This window comes from Streptomyces sp. NPDC003393 (assembly GCF_053589015.1).
The window spans coordinates 53,234-71,762 of sequence record NZ_JBSFRB010000034.1 but is presented as its reverse complement, the minus strand read 5'-3'; the positions used below and the strand labels follow the sequence as shown (position 1 = coordinate 71,762).

17 protein-coding genes are annotated in these 18,529 nt (G+C 69.5%); 10 read left to right on the top strand and 7 right to left on the bottom strand.

Translation table 11 applies throughout. The features are described from left to right. Nucleotides 1–161: 161 nt before the first annotated feature. Nucleotides 162–4,118 carry a P-loop NTPase fold protein gene (locus tag ACWDUZ_RS27685; protein WP_451634525.1) on the top strand — a complete coding sequence of 1,319 codons (3,957 nt, stop codon included), beginning with the start codon at nucleotides 162–164 and terminating at the stop codon, nucleotides 4,116–4,118. Between the two features lie 18 nt (nucleotides 4,119–4,136). On the opposite strand, the gene ACWDUZ_RS27680 is transcribed toward ACWDUZ_RS27685, so the two are convergent. From ACWDUZ_RS27680 to ACWDUZ_RS27670, 3 genes are read right to left on the bottom strand one after another with little or no spacing between them, the layout of a single operon-like run. Beyond that, nucleotides 4,137–5,180: an NAD(P)-dependent oxidoreductase gene (locus ACWDUZ_RS27680; protein ID WP_451634524.1), complete on the bottom strand. Its 1,044-nt coding sequence runs from the start codon at nucleotides 5,178–5,180 to the stop codon at nucleotides 4,137–4,139. Further along, nucleotides 5,177–6,334 (bottom strand): pyridoxal phosphate-dependent aminotransferase, encoded by a 1,158-nt coding sequence (locus tag ACWDUZ_RS27675; RefSeq protein WP_451634523.1) that lies wholly within the window; start codon nucleotides 6,332–6,334, stop codon nucleotides 5,177–5,179. The genes ACWDUZ_RS27680 and ACWDUZ_RS27675 overlap by 4 nt, the downstream gene beginning before the upstream one ends. Further along, nucleotides 6,331–7,215: a hypothetical protein gene (locus tag ACWDUZ_RS27670; RefSeq protein ID WP_451634522.1), complete on the bottom strand. Its 885-nt coding sequence runs from the start codon at nucleotides 7,213–7,215 to the stop codon at nucleotides 6,331–6,333. Before ACWDUZ_RS27670 ends, ACWDUZ_RS27675 begins: the two co-directional genes overlap by 4 nt. Nucleotides 7,216–7,535: 320 nt before the next feature. Between ACWDUZ_RS27670 and ACWDUZ_RS27665 the strand changes: the two genes are divergently transcribed. The 5 genes from ACWDUZ_RS27665 to ACWDUZ_RS27645 all read left to right on the top strand — a co-directional run bounded on the left by ACWDUZ_RS27665 (nucleotide 7,536) and on the right by ACWDUZ_RS27645 (nucleotide 12,476). Beyond that, the gene (locus ACWDUZ_RS27665; protein ID WP_451634521.1) at nucleotides 7,536–7,907 is read left to right on the top strand and encodes a hypothetical protein; all 372 of its coding nucleotides are present in this window, start codon (nucleotides 7,536–7,538) and stop codon (nucleotides 7,905–7,907) included. 11 nt (nucleotides 7,908–7,918) lie between these two features. After that, nucleotides 7,919–9,502 carry a peptidoglycan-binding protein gene (locus tag ACWDUZ_RS27660; RefSeq protein ID WP_451634520.1) on the top strand — a complete coding sequence of 528 codons (1,584 nt, stop codon included), beginning with the start codon at nucleotides 7,919–7,921 and terminating at the stop codon, nucleotides 9,500–9,502. After that, nucleotides 9,474–10,031, top strand: a complete 558-nt coding sequence (locus ACWDUZ_RS27655) for a protease inhibitor I42 family protein (RefSeq protein ID WP_451634519.1) — start codon at nucleotides 9,474–9,476, stop codon at nucleotides 10,029–10,031. The genes ACWDUZ_RS27660 and ACWDUZ_RS27655 overlap by 29 nt, the downstream gene beginning before the upstream one ends. Before the next feature lie 46 nt (nucleotides 10,032–10,077). After that, the gene (locus tag ACWDUZ_RS27650) at nucleotides 10,078–10,488 is read left to right on the top strand and encodes a hypothetical protein (RefSeq protein ID WP_451634518.1); all 411 of its coding nucleotides are present in this window, start codon (nucleotides 10,078–10,080) and stop codon (nucleotides 10,486–10,488) included. A gap of 551 nt (nucleotides 10,489–11,039) precedes the next feature. Further along, nucleotides 11,040–12,476 carry an endo-1,4-beta-xylanase gene (locus ACWDUZ_RS27645; RefSeq protein ID WP_451634517.1) on the top strand — a complete coding sequence of 479 codons (1,437 nt, stop codon included), beginning with the start codon at nucleotides 11,040–11,042 and terminating at the stop codon, nucleotides 12,474–12,476. 110 nt (nucleotides 12,477–12,586) lie between these two features. Here ACWDUZ_RS27645 and ACWDUZ_RS27640 read toward each other — a convergent pair whose 3' ends face one another. Then, nucleotides 12,587–14,923, bottom strand: a complete 2,337-nt coding sequence (locus tag ACWDUZ_RS27640; RefSeq protein WP_451634516.1) for a WD40 repeat domain-containing protein — start codon at nucleotides 14,921–14,923, stop codon at nucleotides 12,587–12,589. Nucleotides 14,924–15,153: 230 nt separating this feature from the next. Here ACWDUZ_RS27640 and ACWDUZ_RS27635 point away from each other — a divergent pair, with 230 nt between their 5' ends. From ACWDUZ_RS27635 to ACWDUZ_RS27625, 3 genes are all read left to right on the top strand, one after another. Continuing rightward, on the top strand, nucleotides 15,154–15,339 hold the full coding sequence (locus ACWDUZ_RS27635; RefSeq protein WP_451634515.1) for a hypothetical protein: 186 nt from the start codon (nucleotides 15,154–15,156) through the stop codon (nucleotides 15,337–15,339). A 52-nt stretch (nucleotides 15,340–15,391) separates the two neighbouring features. After that, nucleotides 15,392–15,541, top strand: a complete 150-nt coding sequence (locus ACWDUZ_RS27630; protein ID WP_451634514.1) for a hypothetical protein — start codon at nucleotides 15,392–15,394, stop codon at nucleotides 15,539–15,541. Nucleotides 15,542–15,635: 94 nt separating this feature from the next. Next, on the top strand, nucleotides 15,636–16,223 hold the full coding sequence (locus tag ACWDUZ_RS27625; protein ID WP_451634513.1) for a hypothetical protein: 588 nt from the start codon (nucleotides 15,636–15,638) through the stop codon (nucleotides 16,221–16,223). On the opposite strand, the gene ACWDUZ_RS27620 is transcribed toward ACWDUZ_RS27625, so the two are convergent. Beyond that, complete coding sequence (locus ACWDUZ_RS27620) at nucleotides 16,171–16,641, bottom strand: universal stress protein (protein WP_451634512.1); 471 nt, start codon at nucleotides 16,639–16,641, stop codon at nucleotides 16,171–16,173. The genes ACWDUZ_RS27625 and ACWDUZ_RS27620 overlap by 53 nt on opposite strands. A gap of 287 nt (nucleotides 16,642–16,928) precedes the next feature. Here ACWDUZ_RS27620 and ACWDUZ_RS27615 point away from each other — a divergent pair, with 287 nt between their 5' ends. Beyond that, nucleotides 16,929–17,612: a CBS domain-containing protein gene (locus ACWDUZ_RS27615; RefSeq protein WP_451634511.1), complete on the top strand. Its 684-nt coding sequence runs from the start codon at nucleotides 16,929–16,931 to the stop codon at nucleotides 17,610–17,612. A gap of 104 nt (nucleotides 17,613–17,716) precedes the next feature. On the opposite strand, the gene ACWDUZ_RS27610 is transcribed toward ACWDUZ_RS27615, so the two are convergent. Further along, nucleotides 17,717–17,878, bottom strand: a complete 162-nt coding sequence (locus ACWDUZ_RS27610) for a helix-turn-helix domain-containing protein (RefSeq protein WP_451634510.1) — start codon at nucleotides 17,876–17,878, stop codon at nucleotides 17,717–17,719. Continuing rightward, nucleotides 17,869–18,117, bottom strand: a complete 249-nt coding sequence (locus ACWDUZ_RS27605; protein WP_451634509.1) for a hypothetical protein — start codon at nucleotides 18,115–18,117, stop codon at nucleotides 17,869–17,871. The genes ACWDUZ_RS27610 and ACWDUZ_RS27605 overlap by 10 nt, the downstream gene beginning before the upstream one ends. Nucleotides 18,118–18,529 lie beyond the last annotated feature (412 nt).

The window sequence follows — 18,529 nt, the reverse complement described above, 5'->3', positions numbered from 1 at the left end:
TTCCAGGTTCCACCGGAGCCGAGCGAGGCGGGTGCGGTGACGTCCAAGCCGGGCCGGCTCCTGCCCCACGCGGTCCGGGCCATGGATGCCCGCGTCAGCTCCACCCGCACGCAGCCGACCCCGGGAATGAACCTGCCCGCACCGGGTAGGCATCCCCACGCTTGAACTTGATACCGGCTCAGGGGGGCTTAGTTGGGTTCCGCGTTCAGGCCTATGGGGGCATCCACGGTTCACAGGGTGGGGTACCAAAACGCTCGCGTCGTGACCGCGGACACCAAGGTTTCTCGCTTGAATCGTCGACTCGCCCCGGGGTGCCCTCAAGTATGACGGTCCCTGTTGTCGCACCGTCCGAGGACGGCATCCCGTGGCTTGATCCTCAGCCCGGCGGCGTCGGAGCACTGGTGACCTGGCGTGAGGCGGACGGCGGATTGCGCCTGGCCTCGGCGGGCGCGGACCGTACGGTGCGTATCTGGGACCTGCGGTCCGGCACCCCCCTGGGGTCTCCACTGATCGGCCACACAGCGTGCGTCGGCGCGTTGACCCACTGGAGAGACGTTGCGGGGGAGCATCGCCTCGCGTCGTCGGGCGAGGATCACACGGTGTGGATCTGGGACCCGGCCGGGGGAACTGCCGTCGTCGGACCCTTGACCGGACACAGCGAGTGGGTCATGGGCCTGACGAGTTGGACGAGGCCGGACGGTGGCGTCCGGATCGCCTCGGCCAGTGCGGATCACACCGTCCGGATCTGGGACGCCCGCACCGGCGAGCCGCTGGGGGAGCCGTTGATCGCGGATTCGGGCGGTTTGTGGGCAGTGGCGGCGTTCGTCCTGGCCGACGGCTCCGTGCGGTTGGCGGCCGGCGGCGACGGCGGCGACGTGCACTTCTGGGACGCGGAAACCGGCGAGCCCACGGACCGGATCCGCCAGGCGTGTGCGGCGGGTGTCTACGCGATCAAGGCCTGGCAGGGTCCGGATGGCTCGGCCCGGCTCGCGATCGGCGGAGTGGACGGCACTGTACAGGTGCGGGACGCCGAGGGGCATGCGGTCTGCGAGCCCATGACCGGGCACACGGCAGCCGTACGCTCTTTCGCCGTGTGGACCTGCGACGACGGCGCGACGCTGCTCGCGTCTGCCGCTGCGGACGGTACCGTTCGCATCTGGAACGCCGAGACCGGCAGCGCAGTGGGAGAGCCCTCGCCCGGACATCTCGGTTGGATGCCTGCCGTGGCCGCGTGGACCGACGACAACGGAGAGCCCCGTCTGGTCAGTGCTGGAGACGGGGGGACGATCCGACTGTGGGATCCCCGGACGGGCCTCGACGTGATGGAGCCGTTGATCGGCCACGTCGCCGGCCAGTGGGCCCTGACCAGTTGGCACAGGGCCGATGGCTCGGTACGACTGGCCTCGGCGGGGGACGACGCGGTCATCCGTGTCTGGGACCCCGAGTCGGGTACGCCCGCCGGACCGACTCTGACGGGGCATACGGCCGGAATCTGGGCGCTCACGAGTTGGACCCGCGCAGACGGACGATCCCGGCTCGCCTCGGCAGGTGACGACGGTACCGTCCGGGTCTGGGATCCCCACACCGGAACGGCGCTGCACGAACTGCTGCCGGGGCGGGCGGCCTGGTTACCGGCCCTTGCCTCATGGCAGGGATCGACTCGTCAGTGGTGCCTGGCCTCGGGCGGGACCGACGGAGTCGTACGGGTCTGGGATCCGGAGACAGGAACACTCGTCCGGGAATGGGCGTCCCGATCACCGTGGGTGCTGGCACTGGCGGCGTGGACGAATGCCGAGGGATCACAGCGACTGGCTTCGGCCGGGGACGACGGTCGCATCAGGGTCTGGGACCCGGAGACCGGGGAGCCGGTGGGCGCGGACATGGCCGGCCATACCGCATGGGCACGAGCACTGGCCGTATGGACCACCGACCAAGGAGTACCCGCACTTGCCTCGGCGGGCTTCGACGCCGTTGTCCGGATCTGGGATCCGGAGACGGGGGCCGCGGTGGGCGGCCCGCTCACCGGGCACACCGCACGCATCGGGGCCCTGACCGCTTGGCAGGACACGGATGGCGCGATTCGTCTGGCCACCGGCAGCGACGACGACACCGTCCGGGTGTGGGACCCGCAGACGCGGACCTCCGCAGGCGACCCTCTCGTGGGGCACACATCAGGCGTCTGGGCCTTGACGAGTTGGACCACGCCCTCGGGTGACCCCCGCATCGCTTCGGCGGGGTACGACGGCACCGTAAGGCTGTGGAACCCGCGGACGGGAGAAGCGGTCCGGACGATCGAAACCGGACCAGTCACTCTGTGGGGCATGTCGGATGCCCCTGCCCGAACGGACTTGCTCGGCCGTGACGCGCTTGCCCGTGCGCTCGCCCACCAGGCCTTCCGTCCCATCGACCCGTCGAAGGGGGAGGGCGGCCCGAGTGTGATCAGCGTCGAGGGACCCTGGGGGAGCGGCAAAAGCACCTTGATGACCCTGGTACGTGATCTGGCCCCCGGTCCGGTTCGCTCCGACGTCAATCACGCCGACAGGCCCGCTATGACCGTGCGTGAGGCGGTGCGCCTGATCGGCGGGCACGGTGGGGGCCGGTCGGCGCCGGGAACCGGCCCTGATCGGGCCGGCATCGTCACCGCCTGGTTCAACCCCTGGTTCTACCAGTCCGGGCAACAGGTCTGGGCGGGACTGGCCGGAGAGATCATCGAGGCCGTGGCACCCGTGCTCTATCCGAGCGAGAGTGAACGCGAACGCTACTGGTTCACCCGCAATCTGGAGCGTGTCGACCGCTTCGCTCTGCGGCGGCTACTGCTCCGGCGCACCGTCTCGCCCTTGCTCGGCTTCGGCATCATCACCGTGCTGCTGCCCTTCCTCCTGGGCCTCGCCGCATTGAACAGGTCTTTGGACCTTGTCGGTGCCGGCTGGACGGCCGCAGACCTCTCCCTCGTCGTCGCGGTCGCGTACCTGATCGTGGCGCTGATCCACTCCCTCGTCCGGTACTGCGTCGGTGGTGCATCCCGCTTCATCCCCGGTGCCATGCTGCGCCTGCCGGTACACGACGGCAGGGAGCCGGGCGTTCAGGACAGCCCGGCCCAGGCCGCTGACCCGCTGTTCCGCGCTTCGGCCGGGTCGCTGTACCTGTTGCAGCACGACATCGGGCAGTTGCTGGGGGATCTCGCGGACACGGGTAACGAACTCGTCGTATTCATCGATGACCTGGACCGTTGCCGCAGCGACACCGCCGCCGAGGTGTTCGAGGCCGTCAATCTCTTCCTGAACGGCATCGCCACCGGGCACGGATTGCGGGCCCGCTTCGTGATCGGTCTCGATCCCTCGGTGGTGGCCGGCCATCTGGACGCCTACACCGGTGCGACCGGCACCGACACAGGTGTCTATGCGCAGGACCCGAGCCCTGGCTGGGCGTTTTTGCGCAAGCTCGTTCAACTGCCCGTTGTGCTCCCCCAGGTCTCGGACCAGGGAGTCGCAGGCTTTGTCGAAACAGTGACCCGTCTGCCGTCCCCGCGTCGGACGTCCGCACCGGTGAACGTTCCGTCCCCACGGGGCCGGACCCTCGCCGAGCCCGATGGGCGCAGCGCGCCCCCGGCGGCGCCGGACACCGTAGTCCCAGTCGGCCTTGGGCCGGGAGACATGCGCAGGCCCGCTCCCACCGCGGTCCTCGCTGTACGAACCCTCGAACAGCATCCCCGGATCCAGCAGCTTCTCAAGGAACGGATCGCGGCGCTGGAGGAGCCGTCGATCCGTGAGGCCAAGAGAATGCTGAACGTCTGGCAGCTCTATGAACGAGCGCTGATGGTGGACGAGCCGCTGGCCCGGTCGGAGGCGGCGGTGGAACGCGCCTGCCTGCTGGTGTACGTCGCCGAGATCGTCGTGCGATGGCCCGCATTGCAGCGTCGGCTGCATCGCCGGGTGGAAGGAGGCCGGGGGCTGGGCGTACTCGCGACGGCGGCCGAGGACGACGCATCGTGGGCGGCGGCGCTGGAACGGCTGGGACTCGACGAGCCCCGCCTGAACTCCGCGGTGTGCGGGCTCAGGCAGTTGCTGCGCACCCAGAACGGGGCGGCGATCGCGAGACTGGCCAGCCGGGTCTTGTGAGCGGTTTCGCTCAAGGCCTCAAGCGCGGCGCCTGATCACCCGTCCGATTGCTTGTCTGACTTCTCGGTAATCCGGGTTCTCGACCACGAACTCCGTGTGCGTGCCCCGCAAGATGTCGCAGACCGTCCGCACGGCGATCGACGATGCACGCAAGTCCGCCGCCGTGGTGTGAAAGCCGGTCTGCGGCAGGCACAGAAAGCGCTCGGGCCCCAGGGACACCAGACTCTGCCACGCGGGCGAGCGGCGCAGCCCGTCGCTCGCCGCCCGTATTCCGCGATTCTCGCCGAGGGCCTGATACAGAGCGGCTGGATCGACCAGGTCCGGATGACCGCTGTTGATCAGCAGTGCACCGTCCTTCATCTGCTCCAGTTCGGCGCGGCCGATCTCGGGCCGCTCTCCCCGCGCGGGGCCGGGACGGTGCAGACTCACTACGTCCGATACCGCCAGCAACTCTTGCTTCTCGACATAGTGCGCCGACGCAGCGGACTCGAACTCCGGCTTGCGGTGCGGACCGGCATAAACGACACGCATGCCGAGACCGGCCGAAGCGATCACGGCCACACGCGTGCCGATTCGGCCGGGGCCGATGACACCGAGGGTGAGGCCGCGTAGTTCCAACGCCGCGGGTCCCATTGTTTCGGGCGCGATGAGTCCGTTCGTATCCGAACGGGCGATGGATCCGAGAATCGGCCGCGCCATAGCCAGCATCAAAAGGACCGTGAACTCGGCCACGGAGTCGGCATTCGCACCCGGCGTCGCGGAAAAGGCGATGCCGAGTTCCATGGCACGCCGCCAACCCGGCACGACGGCACGGTAATCGGAGCCCACGAAGGCCGCAGCCTCCAGCAGATCCGCTTCCTCGAAGTGCTCGGCTTCCGGTTCTTCGTAACCGCCGATGACATAACCCGACGCACCCCTCAGCGCCTGGTGCAGCTCGGCTGCGGTGATCTCGTCCTTCTCGAGCCTGCGCAGGGTGTACCCTCGGGCCTCGACCTCCTGGAGCGCCGACTGCACGACAAGCGTGGTGCCGGTCACCAGCACGATTCTGCCGTCGCTGCTCACACCGTCTCCCCCGAAACTTCCACGGAACGCCGAGCGCTTTCCAGGGCGTCCAGGCCCAGACCGAACAATTCCTCGTCGCGCAGGAGCGGCACGCGTATCCACTGCGATCCCGGATTTCCTGTCTTGCTGTGGTCGTGGTTCCAATAGAAGCGGTCGCCTGGCAGTACGTTCACGGACCGGGCCCGGCAGGCATCAAGGACGGCGTCCCGCTGCTGTCCCAAGTGCAGCCACGCAACACTTCGTTGGAATGCGCGCTCATCCGGAGGAGCAAGTGTGAGACCGAGGCGTTGCTCGAGTTGTCTCTGATTGGCGGCGGCGACAGTGCGCGACCGAGCGGCTTCCCCGTACGGTCCGTCGTCTTCCAGCAGTGCAGCGAGCATCCTGATGTTGAGCTCCGAGACGTTGAGGAGCACATCGGTGCAGATGGAGCCGAGGTCGCGGGCGAGGGCACGGGTGGCTGTGAGCACTCCGACCTTGGTGTCGTGCAGAGGGATGGTCTTGCCGGTGTCGTCGACCGTTGCGGCGTCGGCTCCGATGTCGTTCGCCATGTCCACGAGGTCCAGCTTCAGCCCGGGATCGAACATGCGGAAGGACGCGTCAAGAACGAGAAGCGTGCGGCGCCGAGCCGCCCACTCGAGCAGTGCGAGCACCTGGTCGGGCGCCAGTATCGCGCCTGTAGGGTTGTTCGGCGCTACGACGACGAGCGTGCTGAGCGTCAGTGAGTCGAGGAAGTCGGTGTCGCAGTCGGGCAGGATGCGTCGCTCCGGGATGGGCACCATACCCACACCGCTCCTGGCGAAGAGCGCCGGCACACTGTCGAATGTGGGCGTGATCATGCCGACAGGCCCCTGCACCGACCGCAGGTACTTGGCGATCACATCCAGGGCGATCGAAGCGGAGTAGGTCAGGTAGGAAGAGGGACTGGGGTAGCGCTGGCCGGTGTGGCGGGCGAGAGCTTCGCGGAACCACGTCTCCGCCTCGAAGTAGTCAGGCCTGCCGTTGACCAAGAGGTGGTGCGTCACCTCGGAGATGCGTCGGACTGAGTCGGAGGACAAGGAGTGACGCGCGTGCGCATCGGCCAGGTTGATGGTGTCGGCGGCGAGCGCGGGCCACTCGTGTTCGGTGAGTGTGTACGTGGACGCGTCCGCCTTCACTGGGCCACCTCGCCTACGATCAAGGAGAACATGCCACGTGCTGAGTAGGCGCCGCACTCCAGGATACGGACGTCCCGCAGGCGGCTGCCCAGCGCGTCGTTCAGTCGACGGATCGTAAGGAAGCGTGCGTCGGAGCCGTCGTCGGCCGGCTCGTGCTCAAGTATCACGGTGAGCCGCCGGAGTCTTTGTGCCGCTTGGAGGACGACGGCCGATGCTATCTGGTCGTACGAGGCGAAAGGTCCAGGTCCGGTGCCGGACCGAGCGGCCTTCGCCGCTTTGAGGGCCAGCTCGGCCTCCGTCCGAATCTCCGGAGGGGCCTGAGGTCGTGGCGAGGAGAGGCCGAACGGCGGAGAGGTGTAGAGCACCGCTCGGCGTGCGTCCACATGGAGTTCGTCCCAAGGCTCCGCCTGGGTCGCATCGCCCCACAGCACGCGCGATTCCGTGGACGGGTACGGGCTGCCTTCCAGGTCCGTGAGAATGTCGTGGTCGGACACGGGGTGTTCGGTGCTTGCGCTCAGACGGCGGGTCACTGAGAGACATGACGCCACTGGTCGGTCGGGATCGACCCGTGCGGGCACGGCTCTCGCGTGAGCGGACTCAGCCACTGACTTGGCGAGACACACGCAGGCCAGCAAGGGGTCCAGTTCGACACCGAAGAAGGGCAAGCCCAGCAGGCGCGCCGCACAAGCCGAACTTCCGCCGCCGGCAAGTGGATCCACGAACAGGTCCGCCGCCGGGCAAAGATCCCGCACGATCCGGACCGTCGTGCGGACGTTCGACGCGTTTCTGGCCTGAAACCATCGGTCGATCGGTTCGTTCGGGTTCGGCAGATACTCCGTCAGGTCACCTGGCGGACCATAGGCGTTCAACGTCGACGTCACTGTTCCATCGCCCCCCTCGCGAGCCCGGCAATCCGAGGCGCCCACCCGAGAGCACTACCCTGCATGCCCAGCGCGTAAGAGCGGGATCGAGCCGAAGCGCAACGGCGCGTCCTGGTGGCAGGGAACCGCGTCGCCATCTCCAAAGTGGCCCCAAGCCTCCGGCGGGTCGCGGCCGATCGCCCGTGGCGGGACGAGTGTCGGGGACGCGGTGGGTGGGTGCTGTGAAGAGGCGTGCGCGGCGGCATGACGTTTGATCTTCTTGTGTGAAGTGCGTGTTAGCCTCCCGTGGTCGCGATCGACATGCGTACGGGGGAGGCACGATGGGATCGGACGGCTACCAGGTCAAGGCGGGCATGACCGGCCAGGCCCGGCAACTCGACGACGCCGGCACGGACATGGACGGCGTCAGCGCGGCCGTGAAGTCGCGCACCAGTTACTCCTACAGCGATGCCGGCGGCGATGACGCCGCGTCGGCGCTGAACGCGTTCGTCAAGGCCTGGGAGGCGGAGGCCAAGACGCTGGCGTCGGCGTTGCACGAACTCGGTGGCAAGGTGCAGTTGGCCCAGAAGACCTACCACGGCACCGACCATCTGGCGAAGACCCGGGCCGACAGCGTGTTCGTGGGCGGTGCGAGCAGCCTCACCGACACCTCGACGCAGGGCGGCCGCACCTCGGTCCTGTCGACCTACTGAGGAACGGATACGTGTCGTTCTTCTCCTCCCCGTTCAACTCCCCCTCCGTTCGACTGGCGTGGCTCGCCGGGCTGTCGAAGAAGATGGTCGGCGCCGGGAGCAAGAACGAGCTCCTCGACCTGATCGACGAGGCCCTCTCGGTGCCCGAACCCGGCGGCGACCCGGGCCTGCTGGAAGGCCTGGCACACCTCTACCGCGGTCAGGTCGACCACGTCGGCGGCGTGTTCGACCAGGTCGACCGGGTGGGCCGCAAGGGGCTTCCGCAGGTGTGGGTCGGGGACACGAGCGTCCTCGCCTCCGACGTGGTGAACGCCGCCGGCCGGGCCGTGACCCAGATGAGGGAGGCGTTCCAGGGGTGCGCGACGGTCCTGCTGACGCTGGCCGACGCGATCGGCGCCGCGCAGCGCAAGGACGAGCAGGGCCGCGGACAGCTGCTGGAGCAGAAGAAGACGCTCGGCGGCAAGGACGGCTTCTTCGACAACCTGCATGAGAACGACGAGGAGGAGTGGGACCGCAAGAACGCCGCCCACTTCGGTTCCTACGCGGTCGACCTGATGCACGCCGCCGTGGCCGACGCGCAGGAGGCCACCCGCGTCGCGGCCCGGGACCTGAACAAGTGGGCCGCCGAGGCACGCGCCGGCAAGATGGACACCAGCGAACTCACCGCCGTCGACAAGCTGATGCTCGCCGACACCGGCGTCGCGGGCGCCGACGCCGAGCTGAACGAGATCCTCACGGCCGGCGACCTGGCGCGCGCGTCGACACGTATGGACCTGCTGAGCCTCGACGACGAGACGGCCATGGAGCGGATCCTGGCGAAGTCGGCCTCCCCGCAGGAGCGGGCCTACCTGATGAAGGCTCTGGCCGCCGGCCACAGCGTCGCCGAGATCGCGACGTTCCAGGACAAGATCCACGGCAAGGATCCCGCCTGGCTGCGCCGGCACCTCACTCCGGTGGTCACCGCCTCCGACAGCATGAACGACGAGGGCCTCGCACCGGACGGCTCGAACAACAACAAGGACTACGTCACGTTCGACGGCCAGCGGTGGGTCCAGGGCGGCGACGGCTCCGAGGGCACCTGTGTGGCCTCGTCCACCGTCACGTCCCGCGCCATGGTGGACCCTGTCTACGCGCTCGACCTCACCGGCGGCCCCGACGGGCAGCAGGACGACCCCGAGGCTTTCAAGCAGCGCCTGGTGGCGGAACAGCACCGACTGCACACCGAAGGCGACGGCGGCGCGAAGTGGACGGGCATGGGACCCGAGGGGCAGGAACGGATCAACGACAGCGCCGTCGGCAGTGCCACCGGCACCGACTACGAGCGCCAGGATCTGAACAGCGCCGCCGACCGCAGGGCGGTACTCACCGAGGTCGAGAAGTCGGTGGCGCAGGGGAGGCCGGTGCCGGTCGACGTCTCGGGCAAGGAGGGCGCCCATGCCATGACCATCATCGCCCAGGAGGGTGACCGGCTTCAGGTGTACAACCCCTGGGGCTCGACCACCTGGGTCAGCGAGGACGACTTCATCAACGGCCACATGGGCAAGGCTTCCACCAGTGATCTCCCCAATGCGTACAGCGTCTATCTTCCGCGGTAGCAGGGGCGGTGCCGCGATCGCGGCGACCGCGCTCCTCGCTCTCGCCACGGGTTGCGGCCCGGGCACCGACGAACCGGCCGACAAGGCCACGAGCGCCACGAGTGATACGACCGCCACGAGCGCCGCGGGCCACCCGAAGAGCCATCCGGTGCGCGACACCAGCATCACGGCCGAGCCGGGCGACCGCTTCACGCTCACCGTGAACCGGAACGCCTCCACTCGCGACTACTGGTACCTGGTCGACCCGAAGCCCGACAGTTCGGTTCTGGTCAGCAAGGGCCAGGACTACGCGTCCAACTCCGGTGGCGAGACAGAGCCCGGTGCCGGCGGCCGGCTCACCTTCACCTTCGAGGCCAAGGGCAAGGGCACCACCCGGTTCACGCTGCTGCACTGCACGATCACCACCTGCCAGGACAACAACTCCACCCAGCCCCCGCAGACGACGGGGCCCTCCGCCACCCCGACCACGGGCGCGGCCACCCCCTCCCCGGCCCCCGAGCGCATCACCTACACGGTGACCGTCGGCTGAGCCGCGGCGGACCAGCCGGATACGACGAGACACCAGAGGCCCCGCCATGAACGACGCCCCGTACCCACCGGACCGCACGGACGACGAGCTGGCCCGGCTCGACATCACGGTCCTGCTGCGCTACGGCCTCACCGCCGAGCCCGGCCCCCGGCGCACCGCCCTGTTCGGCGACGGCGCCGTGGCCGCGGCCGTCGTCCTCGACCGCCTCGGCACCGAGCCGCGTTCGGTCGCCTTCCTCGCCGACACGGTGCGGGCCGGCGGACTCGCCCGTGCCGCGGAGCTGCCCGAGCCCCTGCCCCGCCGGGAGGCGGCCGTCCTCGTACGGGAGTGGCTGCGGGCCGGCACCGAACTCGCGGGCGGGATCGCCGCCGACGACACCGCGGCCGCCTGGCTGCATGCCGTCGCGACCATCATCGAACTGAGGCAGCGGACCCGGGCGCGGGGCCGGAGCGTGTGACCCGGCCCCGCGCGGAGCGGCACGTCATGTCCGGTCCGAAACTTTCGAAGTTTTTCGTCTCCCATGACGCCGTAAGTAGGGAATGTGATCCCCTGGGTCAAGGTCTGCGGCCGATCTGTCCGGAAACAGTTCCTCCGTCGAGCGGGACGAGCAGGCGTGCCTACCGGACGTGCTAGACACGATGGCGGTCGTCCGTAAAGCAGGCTCACATAAGGGAGTTGGGTAAGCGCCTCCCGGCGCCGTCGTGGTCGCGACCCAGCTCCACGGTGCCGGCCGCCAGCTCGCCGGCGGTTCGCCTCAGGGGTGTCGGCCAGCTCTGAAACTTTCGAAACAAGAACAGAAAGTTTTCTGGCGGCGAAGGGTTGACGATCCACCGTCAATCCCTCAATCATCCTGTCTGGGAAACCGACCACAGGTCGAGATATCGAACCAAGTGAGTCCTGGGCAAACGGCCCAGGTCCCGGCCGTTCCCGTCCCTCTGCATGTGGGAGCGGACGACACCTGCCCCGCGCTTCGGTCACTTCCGTGATTCCTACCAAGGAGGCACACCCATGGGCCCTCATGCCCTTCCCAGATCCGTTGGCCGCCGAAGGACCCGCCATCTGGTGCCGGCGCTGCTCGCCGGCGTCCTCGGTGTGGTCGCTGCACTGGCCGTGCCGCCGACCGCACAGGCCGCCGAGAGCACCCTCGGCGCGGCGGCGGCGCAGAGCGGACGCTACTTCGGCACCGCCATCGCCTCGGGCAAGCTGGGCGACTCGACGTACACGTCGATCGCGAACCGCGAGTTCAACATGGTGACGGCCGAGAACGAGATGAAGATCGACGCCACCGAACCGCAGCGGGGCCAGTTCAACTTCTCCGCCGGTGACCGCGTCTACAACTGGGCGGTGCAGAACGGCAAGAAGGTGCGCGGTCACACCCTGGCCTGGCACTCCCAGCAGCCGAGCTGGATGCAGAACCTCAGCGGCAGCACCCTGCGCCAGGCGATGATCGACCACATCAACGGCGTGATGGGCCACTACAAGGGCAAGATCGCACAGTGGGACGTGGTCAACGAGGCCTTCGCGGACGGTAGTTCCGGAGCCCGGCGCGACTCCAACCTGCAGCGGACCGGCAACGACTGGATCGAGGTCGCCTTCAGGACCGCGCGCGCCGCCGACCCGTCCGCCAAGCTCTGCTACAACGACTACAACATCGAGAACTGGAACTGGGCCAAGACCCAGGCCGTCTACTCCATGGTCCGGGACTTCAAGTCGCGCGGTGTGCCCATCGACTGCGTCGGCTTCCAGTCGCACTTCAACAGCGGCAGCCCCTACGACAGCAACTTCCGCACCACCCTGCAGAACTTCGCCGCCCTCGGCGTCGACGTGGCCATCACCGAACTCGACATCCAGGGCGCCTCGCCCACGACGTACGCCAACGTGGTCAACGACTGCCTGGCCGTCTCGCGCTGCCTCGGGATCACCGTCTGGGGTGTGCGCGACAGCGACTCCTGGCGGTCGCAGGACACGCCGTTGCTGTTCGACAACAACGGCAACAAGAAGTCGGCCTACACCGCCGTCCTCAACGCGCTCAACGGCGGCACCACCACGCCCCCCGACGAGGGTGAGGGCGGACAGATCAAGGGCGTCGGTTCGGGCCGTTGCCTGGACGTGCCCAACGCCAGTACCGCCGACGGCACCCAGGTCCAGCTGTGGGACTGCCACAGCGCCGCCAACCAGCAGTGGGAGTACACCGACGCCGGCGAGCTCAGGGTCTACGGCGACAAGTGCCTGGACGCCGCCGGCACCGGCAACGGCGCCAAAGTCCAGATCTACAGCTGCTGGGGCGGGGACAACCAGAAGTGGCGCCTCAACTCCGACGGGACCATCGTCGGCGTCCAGTCCGGCCTCTGCCTCGACGCCGTCGGGAGCGGCACCGGCAACGGCACGCTGATCCAGCTCTACTCCTGCTGGAACGGCAGCAACCAGCGCTGGACCCGCACCTGACGGGGCCGGCCACGAACGCCCTCCCACGAGGACGACGCTGGTGGTCCCGGGCCGCCGCCGAGGTGCGGCGACCCGGGACCACCGGCATGCTCGCCGGGGCGAGGACGGGCTCAACCGGACGGGTGAACCGATGGCAGTCGAAAGCGCCCTGCCCACGTCCGCACGATCCCGTCGCTTCCCGCCACGGCGATGAAGTGCCCGTCGGGGGAGAAGACGACGGACCGGATCCGGCCGGTGTGGCCGGCCAGGGGCTCACCGACGGGGCATCGGGTGCGTGTGTTCCACAGCCGTACGGTGCCGTCGCCCCCCGCGGTGGCCAGCAGATGCCCGTCGGGTGAGAACGCCACCGAGAGGACCGGGCCGCTGTGGCCGGTGAGGGACCCACGGGCGGGGGCACCGCTCGCGGTGTACCACAGACGGACCGTCCCGTCGTGGCGGGCGATGGCCAGCAGCCGACCGTCGGGGGAGAACGCCGCGGAGGCGACACTGCTCGCGTGTCCGGCCGGAGGGGAGCCGATGGGGAGCCGGGTGGCCGGGTCCCACAGGCGGACGGCTCCGTCGTCACCGGCGGTGGCGAGGAGGCGTCCGTCGGCGGAGAGGGCCACGGAGCGGATGCCGCCGGTGCGGCCGGACAGGGGCTCACCGAGGGAAACGCCCGTCGCCGTGTCCCACAGCCGGAACTCGTGACCGGCGCAGGCAAGGGTGCTCCCGTCCGGGGAGATCGCCACCGAGAGGTACGAACCACCTTGTGCGGCAAGGGGTTCGCCGATGGGGAGGCGGGCGACCGCGTCCCACCGCCGGACGGTTCCGTCGTCACCGGCGCTCGCGATGAGGCGTCCGTCGGGGGAGAACGTCACCGACCGGACCTCCCCGGTGTGCCCGGTGAGGGGACTGCCGACCGGGGCCCGGGTGACGGGGTCCCACAACCGCACGACCCCGTCGCCGCCCGCGGAGGCGAGCAGACGGCCGTCCGGTGAGAACGCCACGGAATGGACCGGCCCTGTACGACTGCCGTGCAGGGGAGGCAGGGGCACCGGGTGCCCCTGCGAGAGGGCGCGCTCGACCGCCCGCAGCGCCGGGGTGACCACGGCGACGACGGGTGCCGGAGCGTGCGGCCCACCGAGCCGGTGGACGCGCACCGTCCTGTCGTGACCGGCGGTGGCGAGCAGACGTGCGTCGGGGGAGAAGTCCACCGACCAGATCTGATCGGTGTGCCCGGTGAGCGGCTCACTGACCGGGACCCCGGCCGCGGGATCCCACAGCCGCACGGTCCGGTCCCGGCCGGCGGTGGCCAGCAGCCGGCCGTCCGGGGAGAACGCCACCGAGAAGACCGGGCCGGTGTGGCCGGTGAGCGGGGCATGGACCGCGGCGCCGGTGGCCGTACTCCACAGTCGCACCGTTCCGTCGGAGCCGACCGTCGCCAGCAGGTGCCCGTCGGGGGAGAACGCCACCGACTCGACGTCGTCGGTGTGACCGACGAGGGGCTTCCCGACGAGGACACCGCTCGCGGGGTCCCACAGGCGTACGGTCTTGTCCCTGCTCGCGGTGGCGAGCAGGCTGCCGTCGGGGGAGAACACCGCCGACCACACCGGGTCGCCGTGGCCGGTGAGCGCGTCCCTGACCGGGGTGTGCGTGGCGGTGTCCCACAGCCGGACGGTCTCGTCCGTGCTCGCGGTGGCCAGGAGCCGCCCGTCCGGGGAGAACGCCACCGACCAGACCTCGTCGGTGTGGCCGCTGAGGGGGTCGCCGACAGGAGCACCGGACACTGTGTCCCACACGCGCACCGTGTGATCGGCGCTCGCGGTGGCCAGCAGCCGCCCGTCGGGCGAGAACGCCACCGACGCCACCCCTTCGGTGTGACCGGCGAGTGGCTCCCCGGCCGGAGTGCCCGAACGGGAGTTCCACAGACGTACGGTGGCGTCCGCGCTGCCGGTGGCGAGCAGCCGCCCGTCCGGGGAGAACGCCGCCGACACGACCGGACCCGTGTGCACCAAGGGCGCGTAGGCGAGGTCGTAGCGGGGGGAGGACGCTTCCGTGGTCGAGATCTCCGGTGGCGCGATCGTTGGTTCCCGCCGCCCGGCAGGAGTCCGCCGCCGGGCCGGCCGTGCCGACGCGACGGCGACCCACCTGGCACGCCAGGGCTCCAGCACGGGGGATCTACGGTCGGGCGGTGTACACTCCTGTCCGTACTCGTCCCAGGACAGCAGCGTACGGACCAGCAGCATCAGCTTGTCCACGCCGACGTACTTCCCGCCGAACGCCGCACTCTGCGTGGCGATGGGCAACGCCGCCTGCTCCCGGGTGAACAGTTTCCGCGCGCGGGCCTCGATGGCGCGCAACGACGGATTGCCCCGCTCCACCCTCAGGCGGCCCAGGTGAACCGCCTGGTCCCGCAACGCCTTCTCGTACGTGCCGGCCCGGTCGGTGGCGTCGACGTCCTCTGCCATGGACTCCGTCCCCCCGCGTTGTGCCGAGTCGTCGGCAGCGTAAGGCACCTGCGAGCGCTCAGCACCGAACTTGACGGAACAGTCCCGCACAGCCGGTGCCGGCAGCGGTCGTGCGAGGGGCGTTCGGCCGAACACCCGGCTCGTGCCGAGGAGTCGGGCGAGTGATCGGCGTTCACCGGATCCGATCGGTCAGTGCGGGTGGGAGCGGTGCCGAGGACCAGGGTCGAGGCATGTCCACTCCACCTGACACCTTCCTGTCCCTGCACACCGCCGTCGTCCTCCTGGCCGCCGCCGTCCTCGGCATGGTCATCGGCTCCCTGACGGTCCTCACCGGGGCCCCGATCGCGGCGGCTGCCCTCGCGGGTCTGTCCGGCGCCGGCGGCAGCATTCCGGTCCTGCGCACCCTGATCGGATGACCGCGGGGCCGCCGACGGTCACCGCTGCCCGGGTCCAGACGGGGAAGACTCAGTGATCCTCCTCGTCGTCCGGGTCGTCATCCTCGTCGTCGTCGGTGTCGTCGTCATCCTCGTCCGTATCGAGGAGCGTTCGGAGTCCTTGGGTGGCTGCTCCGGGACCTGTGCGATGTCAGGGATCCTCGCCACGGGCAGTCGCGGTTGACGGGGACGGTCCGGTCCGTGACAGCGTCAACCCGAGCAAGTAACCGAGCAGTCCGTATGCGGATCCCATCGGAGAGAGAACGGGAAAGCACATCGTGAAACCCACCGACCACTTGGTCAGAATCCTCTGTGTGGACGGTGCGGGCCTTCTCACGGCGGACACCTACGGTCGTATTCACAGACTCGACGAGAAACTGCGGCTGGTCGCGTCGTCGCCCTTCGTCCGGCAGGGCCGGCCGCTTCACGGCCTGGCCGCCGCGGACGGGTGGGTGATCGGCAAGGACCGTATGGGCGCGGTGTTCCGGTGGTCCCTGGACACCCTGGAGCTGGTGGACCGGCTGGACCCGGCGACGGTGTGCGACCGGTCGGGACTGCTGCCCCGGGAGGAACCCTCCCCGTGCAGTTCCCGCGGCATCGGCGTCCGGCAGGACCGGGTCTTCGTCACCAGTGGCCACCACCGCCAGATGCTGGTGCTGGACCAGCGCACGTTCGAGGTCCTCCGGATCCGGCCGAACGCCTGCGGGGACAGCCCCATGGAGTGGGCCTGCACCGAGCACCCGACCCGGCACGCCGTGTCGGACAAGCGCGGGCACCTGCGGTTCGGTTCGTGCGCCGGTGGGCCGCGCCGCCTCACTCGGCCTGTGCAGGGGAGTCCGCCACCTCGACCTCCGCCCGCACGATGACGACCGGACACGTAGCGTGCATCGCGCACTGCTGACTGACGGAGCCCAGCAGCGTGCGACGGAATCCGCCCATGCCCCGGCTGCCCACCACGAGGGCCTTGGCCCCCTCCGCCTCACTGAGCAGCACCTCGACGGGATTGCCCTTGATCAGACGCTTGCGCACCCGGGCGGCACCGGAGTCACCGACAACCTGGTCCACCTGGTTGACCAGGCTCTGCTCGGCCATGGTCCGGTCGAACGTGGGGTCCACCGCCGGCCCGGCCCACCCGTACGCCCACGGCACCTCCCAGGCCGCCACCGCCACCACGTCACCGTCGATCAGCTCGGCGTACCGGACCGCCCACCGAAGCGCGGCATGCGACGCGGGCGAGCCGTCGACACCCACCACGACGTGCGAGGACGAGCCCGGGTCCGCCATGACATGCATCCCTTCTGCTCCCGTACAGGTCCACACTGGGCGATGCGGGGGCCGTTCGCCATACGACCGCGGCCGACAGGGACAGCGGAACCGGGTCACCCGTGAGTGACGCCGCCGGCAGGGTACCCGAGCCCTGCGAAGAGGGCAGCCGACGCCGAGGACTGCCGCTTCTTGATCTGGATCGGGGACCGTCCACTGCAGACCGGCTCAGGAAGCGACGACAACCGAAGCCGGGAGGGCGCGCCCCGTTCTCTTGCGCGCCGCTCAGTCAGGAAGGAGCTGGGATGATGACCGCCCAGCACAGCACGGTCGGCGAGGTGATGACACGCGACGTCGTCACCATCCGTCCGGACACCCCGTTCAAAGAGATCGCATCCGTCCTGTCCCGCCACGGCATCAGCGCCGTGCCCGTGGCCGACGATCAGGGCAGACCCGTGGGAGTGGTGTCCGAGGCCGACCTGCTTCGCAAGCAGGTCCAGCAGCCCGCCGCCGGGCAACAGGCTCCGCCGGCATGGCCCCGGGAGAAGTCCAAGGCACGAGCGGAGAACGCCGCCGGGCTGATGACCACACCCGTCGTCACCGCTCGCGCCGACTGGCCGGTGGCCCAGGCGGCCCGGACGATGGACCGCCACGGAGTGAAGCGGCTCCTGGTGGTGGACGACGCCGACCGCATCGTCGGCATCGTCAGCCGCTCGGACCTGCTTCACGTCTACCTGCGCACCGATGAGGAGATCCACGAGGAGATCAGCGACGACGTCCTCGAGGGGATACTGCGGCTGAGCGAGGACGAGGTGCAGGTGCAGGTCCACGACGGCGTCGTCACCCTGCGCGGCGAGGTCGAGAACCGGAGCAGCGCCCAGCTCGCCGAACGGCTCGCCGGCGGCGTCGAGGGCGTGGTCTCGGTCAGGCCGCTGATCGACTACGCCATCGACGACAGAGCCGACAGGGACCGGCCCGGGGCGGGGACGTAGGGCGTCAATCCCGGACACCGTCCCGGCTGGATGCGCGGATACTGGGGTTCTGCCGCGGGCGACGGTGGAGCAGCGCTCATCGATTGCGGGCGCATGGCCGTCGGCTATCGGCGCGACGGTCGCGCGGGCCAGGTTCCGGATGACCGGTAAGCGCCAGGCGTCACGCCCAGATGCCGCACGAAAGCCCTGCGCATCGACTTGGGTGAGCCGAACCCTGAGCGGCGCGCCGCCACCGCCATGGAGTCGTCCCCCGTCTTCAGCAGCACCCGGGCGGCTTCCAACCGGACCTGCTCCACATACCGGCCGGAGTGGTTCCCGCCTCTTCGGTGAAGAGCCGGGTCATATGACGGATGCTGACGCCGGCTCTGCGTGCCATGGACGACACGGTGTGATTGGCTCCGGGTTTCTCGGCGACCTGGTCCAGCACGTGGCGGAGCGTGTCGTGGCGGGAGTGCGGGACCTGCGAGCGGACGTTGAACTGGGACTGGCTCCCGGGGCGTCGCATGAAGACGACCATGTCTTCGGCGGACTGCTCGGGCCATCCCGGCACCGAAGCGTTCTTCGACCAGGGCCACGGACAGATCGATGCCGGCGCTGACGCCTGCCGAGGTCATCATCCGCCCGTCCGGCACGAAGATGGGGTCGGGTTCGACCCGTACGGACGGAAAACGCTGCGCCTTCGGGTCGTGCCGAGACCACGACTTGTCTACTCCCTGCCGGGAGGCAAAGGCTCCCGGTCCGCCGCTTGGACGGCCTCGGGTGCGACGGGGCTCTCGCCGGGCGGGCCGCATGTGTCGACACGGAGGGACAGGTCCGCCTCGTGACGGCCGGTCGTCGAAGGACACGCACCGTCAGAGGACACGCATACGAAGGGGCCGAAGCGCGGGCGGCGTGGAGCCGACGCCCGCCTGCCGCCG

Coding starts and splice junctions, on each gene's coding strand:
- ACWDUZ_RS27635 (WP_451634515.1), top strand. CDS start 15,154: ATGTCCACTCCACCTGACACCTTCCTGTCCCTGCACACCGCCGTCGTC.
- ACWDUZ_RS27620 (WP_451634512.1), bottom strand. CDS start 16,641: ATGGCGGACCCGGGCTCGTCCTCGCACGTCGTGGTGGGTGTCGACGGC.
- ACWDUZ_RS27665 (WP_451634521.1), top strand. CDS start 7,536: ATGGGATCGGACGGCTACCAGGTCAAGGCGGGCATGACCGGCCAGGCC.
- ACWDUZ_RS27655 (WP_451634519.1), top strand. CDS start 9,474: ATGCGTACAGCGTCTATCTTCCGCGGTAGCAGGGGCGGTGCCGCGATC.
- ACWDUZ_RS27650 (WP_451634518.1), top strand. CDS start 10,078: ATGAACGACGCCCCGTACCCACCGGACCGCACGGACGACGAGCTGGCC.
- ACWDUZ_RS27640 (WP_451634516.1), bottom strand. CDS start 14,923: ATGGCAGAGGACGTCGACGCCACCGACCGGGCCGGCACGTACGAGAAG.
- ACWDUZ_RS27605 (WP_451634509.1), bottom strand. CDS start 18,117: ATGCGACGCCCCGGGAGCCAGTCCCAGTTCAACGTCCGCTCGCAGGTC.
- ACWDUZ_RS27615 (WP_451634511.1), top strand. CDS start 16,929: ATGACCGCCCAGCACAGCACGGTCGGCGAGGTGATGACACGCGACGTC.
- ACWDUZ_RS27645 (WP_451634517.1), top strand. CDS start 11,040: ATGGGCCCTCATGCCCTTCCCAGATCCGTTGGCCGCCGAAGGACCCGC.